This window comes from Streptomyces sp. NPDC058246, from assembly GCF_042881985.1.
In the GTDB taxonomy this organism is placed as follows: Bacteria; Actinomycetota; Actinomycetes; order Streptomycetales; family Streptomycetaceae; genus Streptomyces.
Genome location: NZ_JBHVWZ010000015.1, coordinates 102,995 through 117,613, shown reverse-complemented (window position 1 = coordinate 117,613; position 14,619 = coordinate 102,995). Strand labels below are relative to the sequence as shown.

General features: G+C 70.7%; 15 protein-coding genes. 9 read left to right on the top strand and 6 right to left on the bottom strand.

Annotated features, from left to right (window positions below; genetic code table 11):
* Positions 1 to 180: 180 nt before the first annotated feature.
* Both ACFVXA_RS22630 and ACFVXA_RS22625 read right to left on the bottom strand, forming a co-directional pair.
* On the bottom strand, positions 181 to 549 hold the full coding sequence (locus ACFVXA_RS22630; RefSeq protein ID WP_362023811.1) for a cupin domain-containing protein: 369 nt from the start codon (positions 547 to 549) through the stop codon (positions 181 to 183).
* A gap of 84 nt (positions 550 to 633) precedes the next feature.
* Positions 634 to 1,284 carry a DUF4230 domain-containing protein gene (locus ACFVXA_RS22625; RefSeq protein WP_362023814.1) on the bottom strand — a complete coding sequence of 217 codons (651 nt, stop codon included), beginning with the start codon at positions 1,282 to 1,284 and terminating at the stop codon, positions 634 to 636.
* Positions 1,285 to 1,869: 585 nt separating this feature from the next.
* On the opposite strand from ACFVXA_RS22625, the gene ACFVXA_RS22620 reads away from it, so the two are divergent.
* Together ACFVXA_RS22620 and tuf are read left to right on the top strand one after the other, a co-directional pair.
* Positions 1,870 to 2,823 (top strand): ribose-phosphate pyrophosphokinase, encoded by a 954-nt coding sequence (locus ACFVXA_RS22620; RefSeq protein WP_362023817.1) that lies wholly within the window; start codon positions 1,870 to 1,872, stop codon positions 2,821 to 2,823.
* A 136-nt stretch (positions 2,824 to 2,959) separates the two neighbouring features.
* Positions 2,960 to 4,153 carry an elongation factor Tu gene (tuf, locus tag ACFVXA_RS22615; protein ID WP_362023820.1) on the top strand — a complete coding sequence of 398 codons (1,194 nt, stop codon included), beginning with the start codon at positions 2,960 to 2,962 and terminating at the stop codon, positions 4,151 to 4,153.
* A gap of 129 nt (positions 4,154 to 4,282) precedes the next feature.
* Here the strand turns inward: tuf and ACFVXA_RS22610 are convergent, their stop codons facing one another.
* Both ACFVXA_RS22610 and ACFVXA_RS22605 read right to left on the bottom strand, forming a co-directional pair.
* Positions 4,283 to 4,666, bottom strand: a complete 384-nt coding sequence (locus ACFVXA_RS22610; protein ID WP_362023823.1) for an anti-sigma factor antagonist — start codon at positions 4,664 to 4,666, stop codon at positions 4,283 to 4,285.
* 509 nt (positions 4,667 to 5,175) lie between these two features.
* The gene (locus ACFVXA_RS22605; protein WP_362023826.1) at positions 5,176 to 6,126 is read right to left on the bottom strand and encodes an NADP-dependent oxidoreductase; all 951 of its coding nucleotides are present in this window, start codon (positions 6,124 to 6,126) and stop codon (positions 5,176 to 5,178) included.
* Positions 6,127 to 6,197: 71 nt separating this feature from the next.
* Between ACFVXA_RS22605 and ACFVXA_RS22600 the strand changes: the two genes are divergently transcribed.
* Positions 6,198 to 7,145 (top strand): GlxA family transcriptional regulator, encoded by a 948-nt coding sequence (locus ACFVXA_RS22600; RefSeq protein WP_383905568.1) that lies wholly within the window; start codon positions 6,198 to 6,200, stop codon positions 7,143 to 7,145.
* A gap of 66 nt (positions 7,146 to 7,211) precedes the next feature.
* Entirely contained in the window at positions 7,212 to 8,066 is an 855-nt protein-coding gene (locus tag ACFVXA_RS22595; RefSeq protein WP_389469048.1) for a hypothetical protein, read from the top strand.
* A gap of 4 nt (positions 8,067 to 8,070) precedes the next feature.
* Here ACFVXA_RS22595 and ACFVXA_RS22590 read toward each other — a convergent pair whose 3' ends face one another.
* Positions 8,071 to 8,625: a TetR/AcrR family transcriptional regulator gene (locus ACFVXA_RS22590; RefSeq protein ID WP_384398546.1), complete on the bottom strand. Its 555-nt coding sequence runs from the start codon at positions 8,623 to 8,625 to the stop codon at positions 8,071 to 8,073.
* Complete coding sequence (locus ACFVXA_RS22585) at positions 8,622 to 8,984, bottom strand: DUF1304 domain-containing protein (RefSeq protein WP_383740822.1); 363 nt, start codon at positions 8,982 to 8,984, stop codon at positions 8,622 to 8,624. The genes ACFVXA_RS22590 and ACFVXA_RS22585 overlap by 4 nt, the downstream gene beginning before the upstream one ends.
* A gap of 1,126 nt (positions 8,985 to 10,110) precedes the next feature.
* Between ACFVXA_RS22585 and ACFVXA_RS22580 the strand changes: the two genes are divergently transcribed.
* The 5 genes from ACFVXA_RS22580 to ACFVXA_RS22560 are packed head-to-tail and all read left to right on the top strand — an operon-like array spanning position 10,111 to position 14,599.
* Entirely contained in the window at positions 10,111 to 11,964 is a 1,854-nt protein-coding gene (locus ACFVXA_RS22580) for an ATP-binding protein (protein ID WP_390026211.1), read from the top strand.
* Between the two features lie 5 nt (positions 11,965 to 11,969).
* Entirely contained in the window at positions 11,970 to 12,380 is a 411-nt protein-coding gene (locus tag ACFVXA_RS22575) for a roadblock/LC7 domain-containing protein (protein WP_028798637.1), read from the top strand.
* On the top strand, positions 12,377 to 12,748 hold the full coding sequence (locus ACFVXA_RS22570) for a DUF742 domain-containing protein (protein WP_362023845.1): 372 nt from the start codon (positions 12,377 to 12,379) through the stop codon (positions 12,746 to 12,748). Before ACFVXA_RS22575 ends, ACFVXA_RS22570 begins: the two co-directional genes overlap by 4 nt.
* Positions 12,729 to 13,334 carry an ATP/GTP-binding protein gene (locus ACFVXA_RS22565; RefSeq protein ID WP_362023848.1) on the top strand — a complete coding sequence of 202 codons (606 nt, stop codon included), beginning with the start codon at positions 12,729 to 12,731 and terminating at the stop codon, positions 13,332 to 13,334. The genes ACFVXA_RS22570 and ACFVXA_RS22565 overlap by 20 nt, the downstream gene beginning before the upstream one ends.
* Entirely contained in the window at positions 13,331 to 14,599 is a 1,269-nt protein-coding gene (locus ACFVXA_RS22560; protein WP_362023852.1) for a cytochrome P450, read from the top strand. Before ACFVXA_RS22565 ends, ACFVXA_RS22560 begins: the two co-directional genes overlap by 4 nt.
* The last annotated feature ends 20 nt before the right edge of the window (positions 14,600 to 14,619 follow it).

Genomic DNA, 14,619 nt, shown 5'->3' with positions numbered 1-14,619 from the left:
TGCCGGCCGCGTCCGTGTCGCGCCCCCGCTTGTCCGTGTGTGCGGGTGGAGGCCGCGGTGCCCCTGTGTCCCCGGGTGCGCGGGTGAGGGCCGCGGCGCCCCCGGTTTCCTCGGGTGTGCGGCGGGGGCCGCCCCGCCTCCGCTTCTTCGGGGGACGGGGCGGCCCCGCCCCGTGCCGCGCTACTGGGCGTTCGCCGCTTTCGCGTAATCGGTTGCCATGTGTCCCGCGAAGTCGTACAGGATCACCTGCTCGTCGCCGACGACCCACGCGTCGTGCCCGGGCGGGCACACGAACACATCGCCGGGGCCGACTTCTCCTTCGCCGCCGTCGTCCATGCGGAGGTGCATCCGTCCCTGGACGACGAATCCGTTGTGATGGATCTCGCAGCTCTTGGTCCCCGCGATGGGCCCCACCGATTCGGACCAGTGCCATCCCGGTTCGAAGGTTCCCACGGCGAAGTCGAGCCCGGTCATGTGGACCGCTTCGAGGTGGCCGCGGGGGAAATCGCGCCGTTCATCCGGCTTGTCGACCGTCTTGATCTCCAGCATGACGGCTCCCTTCACTTGCCCCCTTCCATCGTCTGCCTGCCGGTGGCGGACGGCCATCCGGCAAGCCGTGAGAGCCTCGACCGCTCAGGTGCCGTACGTGACCGTCACGTCCTTGAAGCCGAGCGAGCGCAGCAGGCCTTCGAGCATGCCGGTGGTGTTCGCCTCGGCGCGCGAGGTGAGCCGGCTGTCCTTCGCGGCCTGACTGATGTGCTTGACCGCGAGCTTCTGGACGGCCTGCTCGTTGTTGGGGTTGTCGGAGAAGATGTCGCCGATCCGGTCGAGGAGACCCCGCTGCTTGGAGACGGCGTACGAGTGGTCGGGGTCGAGCGCGGGCTTGCCCAGCGCCGCGTGCGGGAGATGGAGGGCGGCGGATGTGCGGTCGCCGTTGACCGTCACGTCCTTCTCGCCGAGTGTGCCGAGGTCGACATACGCGTCGACGGTGCCGGCCCCCACGTACAGCGTGCGGGTGCCGCGGATCGCGTCGGGCAGGTACTTGGCGTCCTTCTCCAGGTCCACGACCACCTGGAAGTTGCCCGACGCCGCGTCGTAACGGCTCATGTCCTGGATCGACTTGAGGAGCGCGGGGCCCGACCGGTCGTGTGTCTCGGTGCCGAACACATCGCGCAGTCCCGGCAGAACGGCCAGCCGCAGCCCGGCGAAGAGCACCACGAGTACCAGCACGAAGGCGCTGACCACCTTCGCCCAGCCGGGCATGCGCTTGATGGACGTCGTCATGTCGACGGCCCTCCTTTCCACCGTCCGTGTACCCCTCAAGCCCCTTGGCAGGCAGTTGCGTTGTGGACTATCGGGGTGCGGCTCGGCAAGCCGGCCATCGATGGCCACCGCCGCGCTCACCCTTCGCCGTAGGCAGGCGGCGCACCGCGTCTGCTCGGCGTACTGAATCTGCTGGACGGTCCTCCGGCGCCGGGGCACGGCCCGGCGCACCGGGCGGTCGCCCGACGGGCGCGACCACCAGCACCCCCCGCGCCGTGCGTCAGCCCCGGCTCGCAGGGTGTCCGAGGACCGGCCGCCCGTCGCCGCGGACCGGGCGGTCTCGGTCGCGGTGCTCCCGGAGGTGACGACCGCAGCCGTAGCTCGACGTCCCGCACATGCCGGGCGTGTGCATGCGTGGTCGAGTCCTCGAGACCGGTACCCGGGCGGCGACCGGCCGCGTCATCATGGCGTGCCCCGGGCGGCCGTCCGCGACGGGATTTCCCCCGGGTCGAGGGCCTGAAAGGTGCGCAGTAGCATGAAGCACGCACCCCGGGTCGATCTTGCCAGTCGGCGACGCAACCCGGTTCGATCTTGCGAGGAGCGGTCGTGCGTGACATCGCCGTGTTCAGCGGTAGTGCCCATCCCGAGCTGGCGGCCGAGCTCTGCGCGCATCTCGGTGTGCCCCTCAGCCCGACCCGCGTCAGCCGGTTCGCCAACGACTGCCTGGAGGTCCAGCTCCAGGCGAACTGCCGCGAGCGCGATGTCTTCCTGGTGCAGCCGCTGGTCACCCCGGTGCAGGAGCACCTCGTCGAGCTGCTGATGATGTGCGACGCGGCCCGGGGCGCCTCCGCCGGGCGGATCACCGTGGTCATGCCGCACTACTCGTACGCCCGCTCGGACAAGAAGGACATGCCGCGGATCTCGCTCGGCGGCCGGCTGGTCGCGGATCTGCTGGTGGCGGCAGGAGCGAGCCGGGTCCTCGCGATGACCCTGCACTCCCCGCAGGTGCACGGCTTCTTCTCCGTACCGGTCGACCATCTGCACGCCCTGCGAGAGCTGGCCGCGCACTTCCGCCAGTACGACCTCGCGCGTACGACGGTGGTCTCGCCGGACCTGGGCAACGCCAAGGAGGCGGCGGCATTCGCCCGGCTCATCGGGGCCCAGGTGGCCGCGGGCGCCAAGCAGCGGTTCGCTGACGACCGGGTGAGCATCAGCTCCGTCATCGGTGACGTCACCGGCCGGGACGTCATCGTGCTGGACGACGAGATCGCCAAGGGCAGCACGGTCCTCGAACTCCTGGAACGGCTGCGGGAGTTGGGGCCGCGTTCGATCCGGGTGGCCTGCACCCACGGCCTGTTCGCGGCGGGCGCGCTCAAGCGGCTCAGCTCGCAGCCCGACGTGCTGGAGATCGTGTGCACGAACACCGTGCCGGTCCCGGTCGAGGAGCACACCGAGAAGCTGCGGATCCTGTCCATCGCCCCCGCGCTCGCCGAGGCCGTGCGGCGCATTCACAACGGTGAGTCCGTCAGCGCCCTGTTCGACGCGCCCCCGAGCGAATAGACAGGAAGGAGCGGAACTTCCCGGCCGTTCGCTCGGCCGGGAAGGAGGCCGGCGCGCACCCGGAGGCGGTGCGGCGCTCGGCCGGAAAGCCGCGAAGCAACGCTCGGCGTCACCCAGGTGATCAGGAGGGCTTGCAGTGGCGAAGGCGAAATTCCAGCGGACCAAGCCGCACGTCAACATCGGCACCATCGGTCATATCGACCACGGGAAGACGACGCTCACGGCGGCCATCACCAAGGTGTTGCACGACCGGTTTCCCGACCTGAACCCCTACACGCCCTTCGACCAGATCGACAAGGCTCCCGAGGAGCGCCAGCGCGGTATCACGATCTCGATCGCGCATGTCGAGTACCAGACGGAGATCCGGCACTACGCGCACGTCGACTGCCCGGGGCACGCGGACTACATCAAGAACATGATCACCGGCGCCGCGCAGATGGACGGCGCGATCCTGGTCGTCGCGGCGACCGACGGTCCGATGCCGCAGACCAAGGAACACGTCCTGCTGGCCCGGCAGGTCGGTGTCCCGTACATCGTCGTCGCGCTCAACAAGACGGACATGGTCGACGACGAGGAGATCCTGGAACTCGTCGAGCTCGAAGTGCGTGAACTGCTCACCGAGTACGAATTTCCCGGCGACGACGTCCCCGTCGTACAGGTCTCCGCGCTCAGGGCTCTCGAAGGCGACCCGAAGTGGAGTGCGTCCGTCCTCGAGCTCCTCGCGGCGATCGACGCGTTCGTGCCCGAGCCCGTACGCGATGTCGACCGGCCTTTCCTGATGCCGATCGAGGACGTCTTCACCATCACCGGCCGCGGTACGGTCGTCACCGGCCGTATCGAGCGCGGGGTGCTGAAGGTCAACAGCGAGGTCGAGATCATCGGCATCCACGCGCAGAAGACGAAGACCACCGTCACCGGCGTGGAGATGTTCCGCAAACTTCTCGACGAGGGCCGGGCGGGGGAGAACGTCGGCCTGCTGCTGCGCGGGGTGAAGCGCGAGGACGTGGAGCGCGGTCAGGTCGTCATCAAGCCGGGGTCGGTGACCCCGCACACGGAGTTCGAGGCGCGCGCGTACATCCTCTCCAAGGACGAGGGCGGTCGGCACACCCCGTTCTTCGACAACTACCGCCCGCAGTTCTATTTCCGTACGACGGACGTGACCGGAGTCGTGACCCTCCCCAAGGGCACGGACATGGTGATGCCGGGCGACAACACCACCATGCAGGTGCAGTTGATCCAGCCGATCGCCATGGAGGAGGGTTTGAAGTTCGCCATCCGCGAGGGCGGCAGGACGGTCGGGGCGGGGCAGGTCACGAAGATCCGGAAGTAGGCATCGGAGATCCGGACGTAGCCACCGGACGGTCCGGGAGCAGGCACGGGATGATCCGGACGTAGGCACCAGATGGTCCGGACGCAGGAACCAGATGGTCCGGACGCAGGCACCGGGAATCGCCCGCGGTCACACGGAACCCGACGTGGCCCCGGGCCTGCTCAGCGCCTCGTCCGGTGACGCCGAGGGCGGCAGGAGGCGGTTGAGTCCGGTCACCCGGAGGATGCGCAGGATCAGCGGCTGGGTGCAGACGAGGTGCAGCCGGCCGCCGCGGGCGAGGACACGGCGCCGGGCCCGGTAGAGCAGCCGCAGGCCCGAGCAGTCGAAGAACTCGACGGGCCGCAGGTCGATGACGATCTGCGGCGCCGGGCCCCCGGTCGCGGAGTCGAGGATCGGGGTGATCTCCAGCGCCGCGAGGATGTCGATCTCCCCGTGGAACTCCAGCACGAGGTGACCACGGTCCTCGTGGATGCGCAGATGCCGGGTGAGCGGTGCGGGGTCGTCGTGCGCCACGACGTCATCACCTCCAGTCGGCACCGGCGGTCGCAAAGCCGTTCCCTGCTCTGCAAGTTACCCTCGACGGAGTGAATTCCAGCATGTTCGATTGACATATGTCTTCGATTTGCGCGGCGAGTTGCCCCGAGGTGTGGGTGTGCGGTGCGCGGCGGCGGTCTGTTCTTCCCGCTGCGCGGTGCCCTCGGCCGCGAGGGTACGGGCGTCGTCGAGGCCGTCGGCCCGCAGGTCACCGGCGTCGGCCCGGCAACCATGTCGTACTGTCCTTCGCCTCACCCTCGGCGCTGGTGAGACCCGGACCTCCGTCCCCGCGCAGGTCGAACTCGTCCCGGATGGACGGCTCCCGCCGCACCGCCTGATCAGTCACTGGCCGTTTGATCGGGCACTGTCCGTCTGACCGGTCGCTGTCCGTTCGCGGACATCGCGCGGGCGGTGCGGGGCGGAACATGAACGCGGGCAGGATGATCAAGCCCGCGCTCACGTTCCGGTCGGCCTGTCGGCCTGTCGGCCTAGTCGACGACGAGGACGAGCTTCCCGGTGGTGCGGCCGGTGTCGCCGAGCGCGTGCGCTTTGGCGGCCTCGGCCAGCGGGAAGGTCTCGGCGATCGTGGGGCGCAGCTTGCCCGTCTCGACGAGATCGGCGATCGCCTGCATGCCGGCGCGGTCGGCGTCGACGAGCATCCTGACCGCCCGAACGCCGAGCCGCTCGGCCTCCTGGTAGAAGTCGTCCGACCCGACCGGCAGGATCGAGACCACGACCCCGCCGGGGCGCAGCACACGCAGCGAGCGGAGGGAGTACTCGCCGCCGATCGTGTCCAGGACCACGTCGACGTCCTTCACGGCCTCGGTGAAGTCGGTCTCCCGGTAGTCGACCGCCTCGTCCACCCCGATCTCGCGCAGGAAGTCGTGCTTGCCCGCGCTCGCGGTGCCGATGACATACGCGCCCCGCGCCTTGGCGATCTGCACGGCCACATGCCCGACCCCGCCGGCCGCCGCGTGGATCAGCACCCGCTGCCCCGGCTGGACGTCCGCCGTCTCGACCAGGGCCTGCCAGGCGGTCAGGGAGACCAGCGGGAGCGCGGCCGCCTGCGTGTGGTCGAGGCCGGACGGCTTGTGCGTGAAGGCGCGGGCGGGGGCAGCGACGTACTCGGCGTGCGAGCCATGGCCGAAGGGGTAGGACAGCATGCCGAAGACCTCGTCCCCGGCCTTGAAGCGGGCGACGCCGATGCCGGTCGCCTCGACCACGCCGGAGACGTCCCAGCCGAGGACGAACGGCGGCTCGCCGAGGAAGCCGCCGGTCGCGCGGTGCTTCCAGTCGGTCGGGTTGACGCCGGCGGCGCGCACCCGGACCAGGATCTCGTTCGGCCGCGGCGCCGGGCGCTCCACCTCCACTACCTTGAGGACCTCGGGACCGCCGAGGACGTCCTGACTGATGACTCGCATGGTGTTCACAGTGCTCATGGTGTCCCAGCCTGCCGGGGTCCGCCCGGCAAGAAAATGGCATGATTGCCAACCTTCGATAAGATCGTGCCATGCATGCTGTGGAGCGAGTGGTCGTCCTGGCGCTGGACGGCGTCTACCCCTTCGAGCTGGGCATCCCCAGCCGGATCTTCGGCGCGGCGGAAGGCCGGTACGAGGTGGTGACCTGCACCGTCGACGGTCGGCCGGTGCGCACCACCGCCGATTTCTCGGTCACCGTCGACCACGGCCCCGAGGCGCTGTCCACGGCGGACACGGTGGTGATCCCGGCCATCACCCCGGAGAGCGTCACCGCGGAACTCCCCGACGACGTCCTGGCCGCGCTCGCGCTCATCCGGCCCGGCACCCGGATCGTCTCCATCTGCACGGGCGCCTTCGTCCTGGCGGCGGCCGGTCTGCTGGACGGGCGCCGGGCGACCACGCACTGGCAGCTGGCCGACGACTTCCGGCGGACGTTCCCACGGGTCTTCCTCGACCCCGACGTGCTGTTCGTCGACGACGACACGGTTCTCACCTCGGCCGGTGCCGCCTCCGGGGTCGACATCTGCCTGCACATCCTGCGCAAGGACCACGGCAGCGAGCTGGCCAACAAGGTGGCCCGGCGGTGTGTCGTGCCGCCGTGGCGGGACGGCGGCCAGGCCCAGTACATCGAGCAGCCCGTGCCGGAGACCTCGGCGACGAGTACGGCCGCCACGCGCGCATGGGCCCTGACGCGTCTCGGTGACCCGCTGACCCTGGCCGATCTCGCGAACCACGCCCGGATGAGCCTGCGCACCTTCGCCCGCCGGTTCAACGACGAGGTGGGCGTGAGCCCCGGCCGCTGGCTCATCCATCAGCGGGTCTCCCGGGCCCGCCATCTGCTGGAGTCCAGCGAGCTGTCGGTGGACCAGATCGCCGGTCAGGTCGGCTTCGCGACCGGCACCTCACTGCGCCAGCACCTGCACGCGGCGATCGGTGTCTCACCGCAGGCATACCGGCGGACGTTCCAGGCGACGCGCTAGACGCCGAACGCCCGGTGCCGCTCGTGCGTCGGAGGAGGGACGCGGCAGTCGGGGACAGGGGTGGGGATGCGCAAGGGACTCGTGGCGGCGATGGTGTTGACCTGCCTGACGGCGGTGGGGTGCGGTGACGGGAGCCGGCCGGACCTCGTGGTCACCGGAACTCCCCCCGCCACACCGTATGCGGGGCCACTGACCCTGCCGCACAAGGAGGCCGAAGGGGACAGCGTACGAGCGGTCACGGCCGGGGCCGGCGCTGCCGGACGGGCGCTGGAGTGCGACGGGGAGATCTACTCGGGCGGAGCGGGCGACGCGTGGAGCGAGGGCGACGGCGGCTCGACACCGGAGGAAGGCCTGCGGGCGTACTTCGACATGGATCAGCCCGAGCTGCCGGACCACGGCTACCGGGTGGAGCGCAGGGCGGACGGCCGCGTCCTGTTCTCGTACGACGTCGACGGCAGGACCAAGGTCGCCGTCGTCGTCGCCAAGGACCGGCCGCACCGCCCCGGTTGGGGCCCGGAGACCAGCGCCTCCTGCGACCCGGCCGAACTCCCGGCGAGCTTCACCGACTCGACCTGGTACGAGATATGGACCGACCGGAACGGCCACCGCGCGCCCGTCACGCGGGTGCACAGCTCTGCCGGCGACGCACACTGCGGCTGGCAGAGCGCACACTTCCTGTCGATGGGCCGCGGCGAGAACAGGAAGCTGTACGCGCGCGATCCCGGCGGAGTGCTCGGGGGCTCGATGCTCACCTCCGCGTACGAGTCGGACGCCCTGATGCCCGTCGGCGCACGCGACACCGGTTACCGCTTCCAGGACTGGGACCTCTGGCTGACGCCCGACGAGTCGAAGGCGTACGTCCGCACCCCGCACGGGGTGGAGGCGTGGCCCGAGGTGAAGGACGGGCTGGGCTGCAAGTGACCCGTCAGCGGCTCCGGTGCAGGGCGAGAAGCAACTGCCAGACCTGGTGGGCGACTTCCTCCGGGGTGCCCTCCAACAAGCCGTGCAGCCAGTCGGCGAGGACGCCCGCGAAGGTGGCGGCGACCGCGGAGGCGACGAGCGGGGCGTCCGGCGCGCCCGCGAGGGTGCGCTCGGCCAGGCTGCGGGCGCGCAGGTCCCGGTGCAGCACCAGGCCGAGCGGGCCACCGCCGCCGGGGGTCAGCAGGGCACGGTAGAGCGCGGCGTGCGGGGCCAGTTCGGCGAAGAACGCGAGCAGGGCGGGCGGCGCGGACACCGGGTCGGGCCGTCCGCGCCACGCGTGCAGTGCCTCCACGGCGTCCCGTACGACATCGGCGCAGGCGTCGACGGCCAGCGCCTCCAGGTCGGCGTAGTGCACATAGAAGGTGGCCCGGGCGACCCCGGCCCGCCGCACCAGCGCGGCCACGCCGACCTCCTCCAACGGCCGCTCCGCGCACTCCTCCAGCAGCGCCTGCCGCAGCCTGGCCCTGGTGCGGGCGGCCCGCGGGTCCTCGGCCGTCACCGTGCGACGAGCACGGCGGCGAGGGCGAGCGCGCCGGGCAGGGCCTGCGCGAACAGGATCCGGCGGTTCGCGGTGACCGCTCCGTACACACCCGCGACCACCACACACACCAGGAAGAAGACCTGCGCGCGAAAGCCGGTGGGATCCGCGGCGATCAGACCCCACACCAGGCCCGCCGCCAGGAACCCGTTGTAGAGCCCCTGGTTCGCGGCCAGCGGCGCGGTCGCCCGGGCCAGCTCCGGGCCGAACCCGTGCAGCCCCCGCCCCGGCTTCTTCTCCCACAGGAACATCTCCAGGACCAGGATGTACGCGTGCAGCGCGGCCACCAGGCCCACCAGCACGTTCGCGACCGTTTCCATCGTCAGCGGGCCCCCTCGCGCGGCGTGATGTCGCGCCGCTATTTCATGGACAGGTGTACACTATAGCTGGACAGCTGTCCATGAAGTAAAGGGGCGCCTCAGGTTGCCCCGCGCGCCCCCGGGTAGCGATGCCACCGGTTTCCGTTACCGGAGGGGGAGTTGACGTGTCGGGCAGCCTGGCGCCGGCGGTTGGAGCGGGAGCGAGCGGGGGATGTGGGCAGCGTTCCGCAGGGGCGAGTGGTACGCGGACGGAGGCGAGGTCCGCGCGTCCGCGGTCCGCAGGCTGCTGCTCGCGCCACCGCCGGCCGAACCCGGCCACTTGCCACGGCTCAGGCTCAGGGACGTCCGCGTCACCGGGCGGCTCGACCTGGCGGAAGCGGTCGTCGCAGGGACCTTACGGCTGCGCAACTGCCGCTTCGAGGAACCCCCTTGTCTCGACGGAGCGTCGCTGGGCGCCCTGGAGATGCGTGACTGCGTGCTGCCCGGCCTGTCGGCGGTAGGGGTCACGACCGGCTGGAAGTGCGAGATCTCCGGGTGCCGGGTGGCGGGCCCATCGATCTCTACGGCGCCTCGCTCGGCGGCACCCTGCACCTGGAGAACAGCCGCCTGACCGGGCACGGTGAGCGACGCGGCGAACGGGCGCTGCAATTGCTGTGCGCCACCATCGGAGGGGACATCCAGGCGGGGACGGGGCTGCGTGTCGACGGGTGCACCGACCTGCGGGACACCTCCGTACGCGGCAGCGTAATCGGATGCTCCGCAGGGCGTGAGGCGTACGGGTCACCGGCTTGCGCTGGCGAGGGTGAGACGGCGGGCCGCCCGCCCGAACCTGTCGCCGGCCCTCGGCCCTCGGCCCTCGGCCCTCGGCCCTCGGCCCTCGGCCCCGGCCCCCGGCATCACGGGCCCGTCGGGGAGCGGTGACGGCTTTTGTGTCGTCCTGCCGGAGAGTGACCGAACACTCACGGGTAAGGAGAGGGGAGTTGATCCTTTTGATCGCGAACCCGATAAGCTCCCCTGCGGCGCTGCGAGTTGACGCGAACACACTCGATCGCCTCGCGCTGCGTGTTCGACGCGTCCAGCGCCCGTACACCCCCCTGTTCGATCGTGTTGCTTTCGAAGGATGCAGATGGAACTTGCCACTCCGCCCCCGGCGGCGCGGGCACCTGGCGCCTGGTACGGCTGGTGGCTGATGCCGCTCGCCTTAGGCGCCGGCACCGTCGCCGCCGCGGTCGTGGGACCCGACCAGACGCAGATACCCGCGACGTTCGCCGGGGCGGCGGCCACCGCCGCAAGCGCCGTGTGCGTCCGGCTTCTCGTCCGCACCCAGCGTCAACTGCGCCGCAGCGCGGGCGAGTTCCGCACCTCGCTGGCCGAGCATTCGCAACAGTGGCAGCAGCATGTAGCGGGCATGGAACGGAAGTTCAGCGCCGAGCGCTCCGTCCTTGAGGGCCAACTGGCCGAACAGGCGCAGGCCTTCGAAGCTCGACTCGCCGAGCAGGCGCAGGCCTTCGAAGCCCGACTCGCCGAGGAGATCCAGGCCTACGAAGCCCGCCTCGCCGGGGAGGCCAAGGGCTTCGAGTCCCGGATCACCGAGGAGGGCCAGGTCTGGCAGGAGCAGCTCGTGTCGCAGCGGGACGCCGTCGCGCGGCTTGGAGACACGAATCTGCCCGAGGCCCTCCGGCGGTTGCGGGCCGGTGACGCCATCGACGACATCCTGGCGGAGGTCGCCCAGGAGGCGGCCGCGGGACCCGAATTGCGGGCCGCGCTGCGCAAGATCCTCCGGACCGCGCTGATCGGCGTGGAGGAGGAGTTCGACCGTTCCACCTCCGCCGAGCAGGCCGTCATCAGCATCGGCAGCCGTATCCACGTACTGACCAGCAAGCTGCGCGGACGCCTGCACGAGCTGCAGGGCGAACACGGGCGGCTGCCCGCGGTGGCCCAGGGCCTGATGGAGCTGGACCAGGAGATCGGCCCCGCCGACTGTCTCGCCGCCAGCATCGGCGTGCTCGGCGGCTCGGACCGGCCCGGACGGCAGTGGCAGGAACCGCAGCGGCTGCTGAGCGTGGTCCGCGGCGGCATCGGCCGCATCAAGGACTTCGACCGCGTACAGGTCCGCCACCTGCCCGAACTCGGCGTCGACGGCGGTCTGGTGGACCACCTCACGCTGATCTTCGCCCACCTCCTCGACAACGCGGCGCGCTACTCGCCGCCCAGCGAGCCCGTGATCGTCTCCGGCAAGGAGGTCCCCAACGGCGTCGGAGTCGAGATCCAGGACGCGGGCAAGGGCCTGAGCGAGGAGAAGAAGCGCGAGGCCGAGCAGGCGCTCGAGGGCGTCGCGGCGGGCCCCGGCCTCGGCGGTGTTTCGGAGGACGCCAACCTCGGCCTGCGCGTCGTGGGAGCGCTTGCCCGCCGGTACGGCATCCGCGTCACCTTCGCGGACTCGCCCTGGCTCGGCACCTCGGTGGTCGTCGTGGTCCCGCACAAGTACTTCAGCCCGCTCCCGGCTGCGGTGACCGCTCCGGCCCCGGCCGACCGGACGGCCGCCGCCGCGCCGAACCGCGAGATCGTCGCCGCGCCGCCGGCCGCCGAACCCGACGAGATCCTGGACACCACACCCGGCGGTCTGCCCCGGCGCAGGAGCAAGCGGAGCGAGCCGTCCAGGTCCAGGCCGGTCGAACGGACCGAGGAGCCCGTGGCCGCCGTACCGCCGGACGCGTCGTTCACCGGCCTGGCCGCCTTCGCCACGGCCGGCCGCGAGACGCCCGAGCCGCGCGAGACGTTCGTACACGAGACCTCCGAGTCGCGCGCGACGGTGGTACGCGAGAGGCCCGAACCGCGCGAGACGGTCGTACGAGAGACGCCCGAACCGCCCGAGACGAGCACGGAACGCGACCGGGCCGCCGGACACGAGACGACTGGCGGACACGAGACGACGGGCGGACGCGAGTCCACCGAGCACCGCACTGAAGAGAGCGACTAGTCCCCATGACGCAACAGGGAACCGACGTGAGCTGGGCGCTCCGCGACCTGACGGAGAGCATCCAGGAGATCCGTTTCGCCCTCGTGGCATCGAGCGACGGCAAAGCCATCACCTCCTACGGCGCCGACGACCCCGACGACGTGGACCGCTTCGCCGCCGTGGTCGCGGGCCTGCAGGCACTGGCCCAGCCCGTCGCCGAGCAGTTCCCCCAGTACGCGGGGCAGCTGCGGCTCGCGATGATCGAGGTCGACGGCGGCCACCTGTTCGTGGTGCGGGCCGGCGTGGAGACGTACCTCGGAGTACTGGCCAAGGAAGGCCTCGACCAGGGCCTTCTCGGACACCAAATGAGGGATCTGGCCCGCAGGATGGGTGAGCTCCTCGGCACCACTCCGCGCCTGGAGGAGCACTCTGGATGAGTGCTCCCCGCCGGCCCACGGACCCGTCCGGTCTCGAGCGCTACTACGTCCTCACCGGTGGTCGCAGCGGACCGGGCGGTTCGGCGTCGAGCCTTGACGTGGCGACCCTCATCGTCTCGCGCGCCGCGGCCGTACCGGGCATGCAGCACGAGCACGAGGAGATCGTCCGGCGTTGCCGCGATCCGCTGTCGGTGGCCGAACTCGGCGCCCACCTCGGATTGCCCTTCAACATTCTCGCGGTGCTCCTGGCCGATCTGCTGGACGCAGGCCGCGTCGTAGCCCGTGATCCCATCCCGGCGTCAGGCGCCGGCAGCGGGCCCGACCTCGCGCTCCTTGAGGAGGTACTCAGTGGACTTCAAAGGCTTTGACCATCCCGACCGGGGGTCGGACGGCGGCACCCGCTCGGTGAAGGTGATGATCGCCGGCGGATTCGGCACCGGAAAGACCACCATGGTGCGCTCGGTCAGCGACATCAAGCCGCTGACCACCGAGGAGACACTGACCCAGGCCAGTGCCGACGTCGACAACCTGATCGGCGTGGCGGACAAGACGGAGACCACCGTCAGCCTGGACTTCGGCAAGATCGGCATCAACGACGAGCTGGTGCTGTACCTGTTCGGGACGCCTGGCCAGGAGCGGTTCTGGTTCCTGTGGAACGGGCTGTTCAAAGGGGCCCTCGGGGCGGTGGTCCTGGTGGACACCCGGCGGCTGGCCTCCAGCTTCCGGGCCATCGAGGAGATGGAGCGGCAGAACGTTCCCTTCGTCATCGCCCTGAACGTCTTCCCCGACTCCAAGGAGCACCCGGTCGAAGAGATCCGGGACGCCCTGGACATCTCCCCGCACACCCCGGTCGTGGCCTGTGACGCCCGCGACCGCGCCTCCAGCCGTGACGTACTGATCGCACTCATACGTCACCTCAAGGAACGCTCTGCCGTCGCCCTGGAGCCCCGATGAACGACCAGCCCTTGAGCGGCGCCGACGCCCCCCGCGGCTGCCCCGTCGCACACGGCGGCGTCGACGACGTGACCCGGCTGTACGGCCCCGACGCGTCGATCGATCCGCACGGCATCTACGCCCGGCTGCGCAAGGAGCACGGCGCCGTCGCCCCGATACTGCTCGAGGGCGACGTGCCCGCCTGGCTGGTGCTGGGCTACCGCGAGAACCGCCGGGTGCTGGACAACCCCCTTCAGTTCAGCCGGGATTCACGGATCTGGCGGGACTGGAAGGAGGGACGCGTCGACGACGCCTCCCCGCTCATCCAGATGCTGGGCTGGCGTCCCGACTGCGTGTCGCAGGACGGCGAGCCGCACCGCAGACTGCGCGGCGCGGTCACGGACAATCTGCAGGCGGTGGCGGGGCGCGGGATCCGCCGCCACATCTCGCACTTCGCGCACAAGCAGATCGACGCGTTCGCGGAGGCGGGCAGCGCCGATCTGGTCGGGGAGTACGCCGAGTATCTGCCGATGCTGGTCCTGACCAGGGTCTTCGGGCTCGCCGAAGGCGAGGGGCGCAACCTGGCCGTGTCGTGTGCCCATGTCATCAAGGGCGGCGAGGACGCCCTCGTCCACAACGACCGCATCATGCGGATCCTCGCGGAACTCGCCGAGCGCAAACGCCTGGAGCCCGGTTCCGACTTCACCTCGGGGCTGCTCGATCACCACGCGGAGCTCGACGAGGACGAGATCCTCAACCATCTGCGCCTGGTCCTGATCACCGCGCACACCACGACGAGCAACCTGCTCGCCCGGGTGCTGCAACTGGTCCTCACCGACACCTCGCGCCTGGCGGGGCTGGTGAGCGGTCAGCTGAACGTCTCCTCGGTCGTCGAGGAGGTCATGTGGAACACCCCGCCGCTCGCCGTGCTCCCGGGGCGTTTCGCCACCGCCGACCTCGAACTGGGCGGCCTGCACATCAAGGAGGGCGACCTCCTGGTGCTCGGCCTCACCGCCGGCAACCTCGATCCGGAGATCCGGCCCGACACCGGTGTCTCGGTGTACGGCAACCAGTCGCACCTCGCGTTCAGCGGCGGCCCGCACGAGTGCCCCGGCCAGAACATCGGCCAGGCCATCATCGAGACGGCCGTCGATGTCCTGCTGCACCGGCTGCCGGGCCTGCGGCTGGCCGTGTCGCCCGACGAGCTCACCTCGACGGCCTCGACCTGGGAGGCCCGACTCGACTCCCTGCCGGTCGAGTTCACGGCGCAGCCCGCGGGGGTGTGAGCGTGTCCGGACCGCCGGGG

Bases quoted from the DNA above. Each gene is read 5' to 3' on its own strand.
- ACFVXA_RS22630 (WP_362023811.1), bottom strand. From the start codon at position 549: ATGCTGGAGATCAAGACGGTCGACAAGCCGGATGAACGGCGCGATTTC.
- ACFVXA_RS22625 (WP_362023814.1), bottom strand. From the start codon at position 1,284: ATGACGACGTCCATCAAGCGCATGCCCGGCTGGGCGAAGGTGGTCAGC.
- ACFVXA_RS22605 (WP_362023826.1), bottom strand. From the start codon at position 6,126: ATGAGCACTGTGAACACCATGCGAGTCATCAGTCAGGACGTCCTCGGC.
- ACFVXA_RS22600 (WP_383905568.1), top strand. From the start codon at position 6,198: ATGCATGCTGTGGAGCGAGTGGTCGTCCTGGCGCTGGACGGCGTCTAC.
- ACFVXA_RS22595 (WP_389469048.1), top strand. From the start codon at position 7,212: ATGCGCAAGGGACTCGTGGCGGCGATGGTGTTGACCTGCCTGACGGCG.
- ACFVXA_RS22585 (WP_383740822.1), bottom strand. From the start codon at position 8,984: ATGGAAACGGTCGCGAACGTGCTGGTGGGCCTGGTGGCCGCGCTGCAC.
- ACFVXA_RS22580 (WP_390026211.1), top strand. From the start codon at position 10,111: ATGGAACTTGCCACTCCGCCCCCGGCGGCGCGGGCACCTGGCGCCTGG.
- ACFVXA_RS22575 (WP_028798637.1), top strand. From the start codon at position 11,970: ATGACGCAACAGGGAACCGACGTGAGCTGGGCGCTCCGCGACCTGACG.
- ACFVXA_RS22570 (WP_362023845.1), top strand. From the start codon at position 12,377: ATGAGTGCTCCCCGCCGGCCCACGGACCCGTCCGGTCTCGAGCGCTAC.
- ACFVXA_RS22560 (WP_362023852.1), top strand. From the start codon at position 13,331: ATGAACGACCAGCCCTTGAGCGGCGCCGACGCCCCCCGCGGCTGCCCC.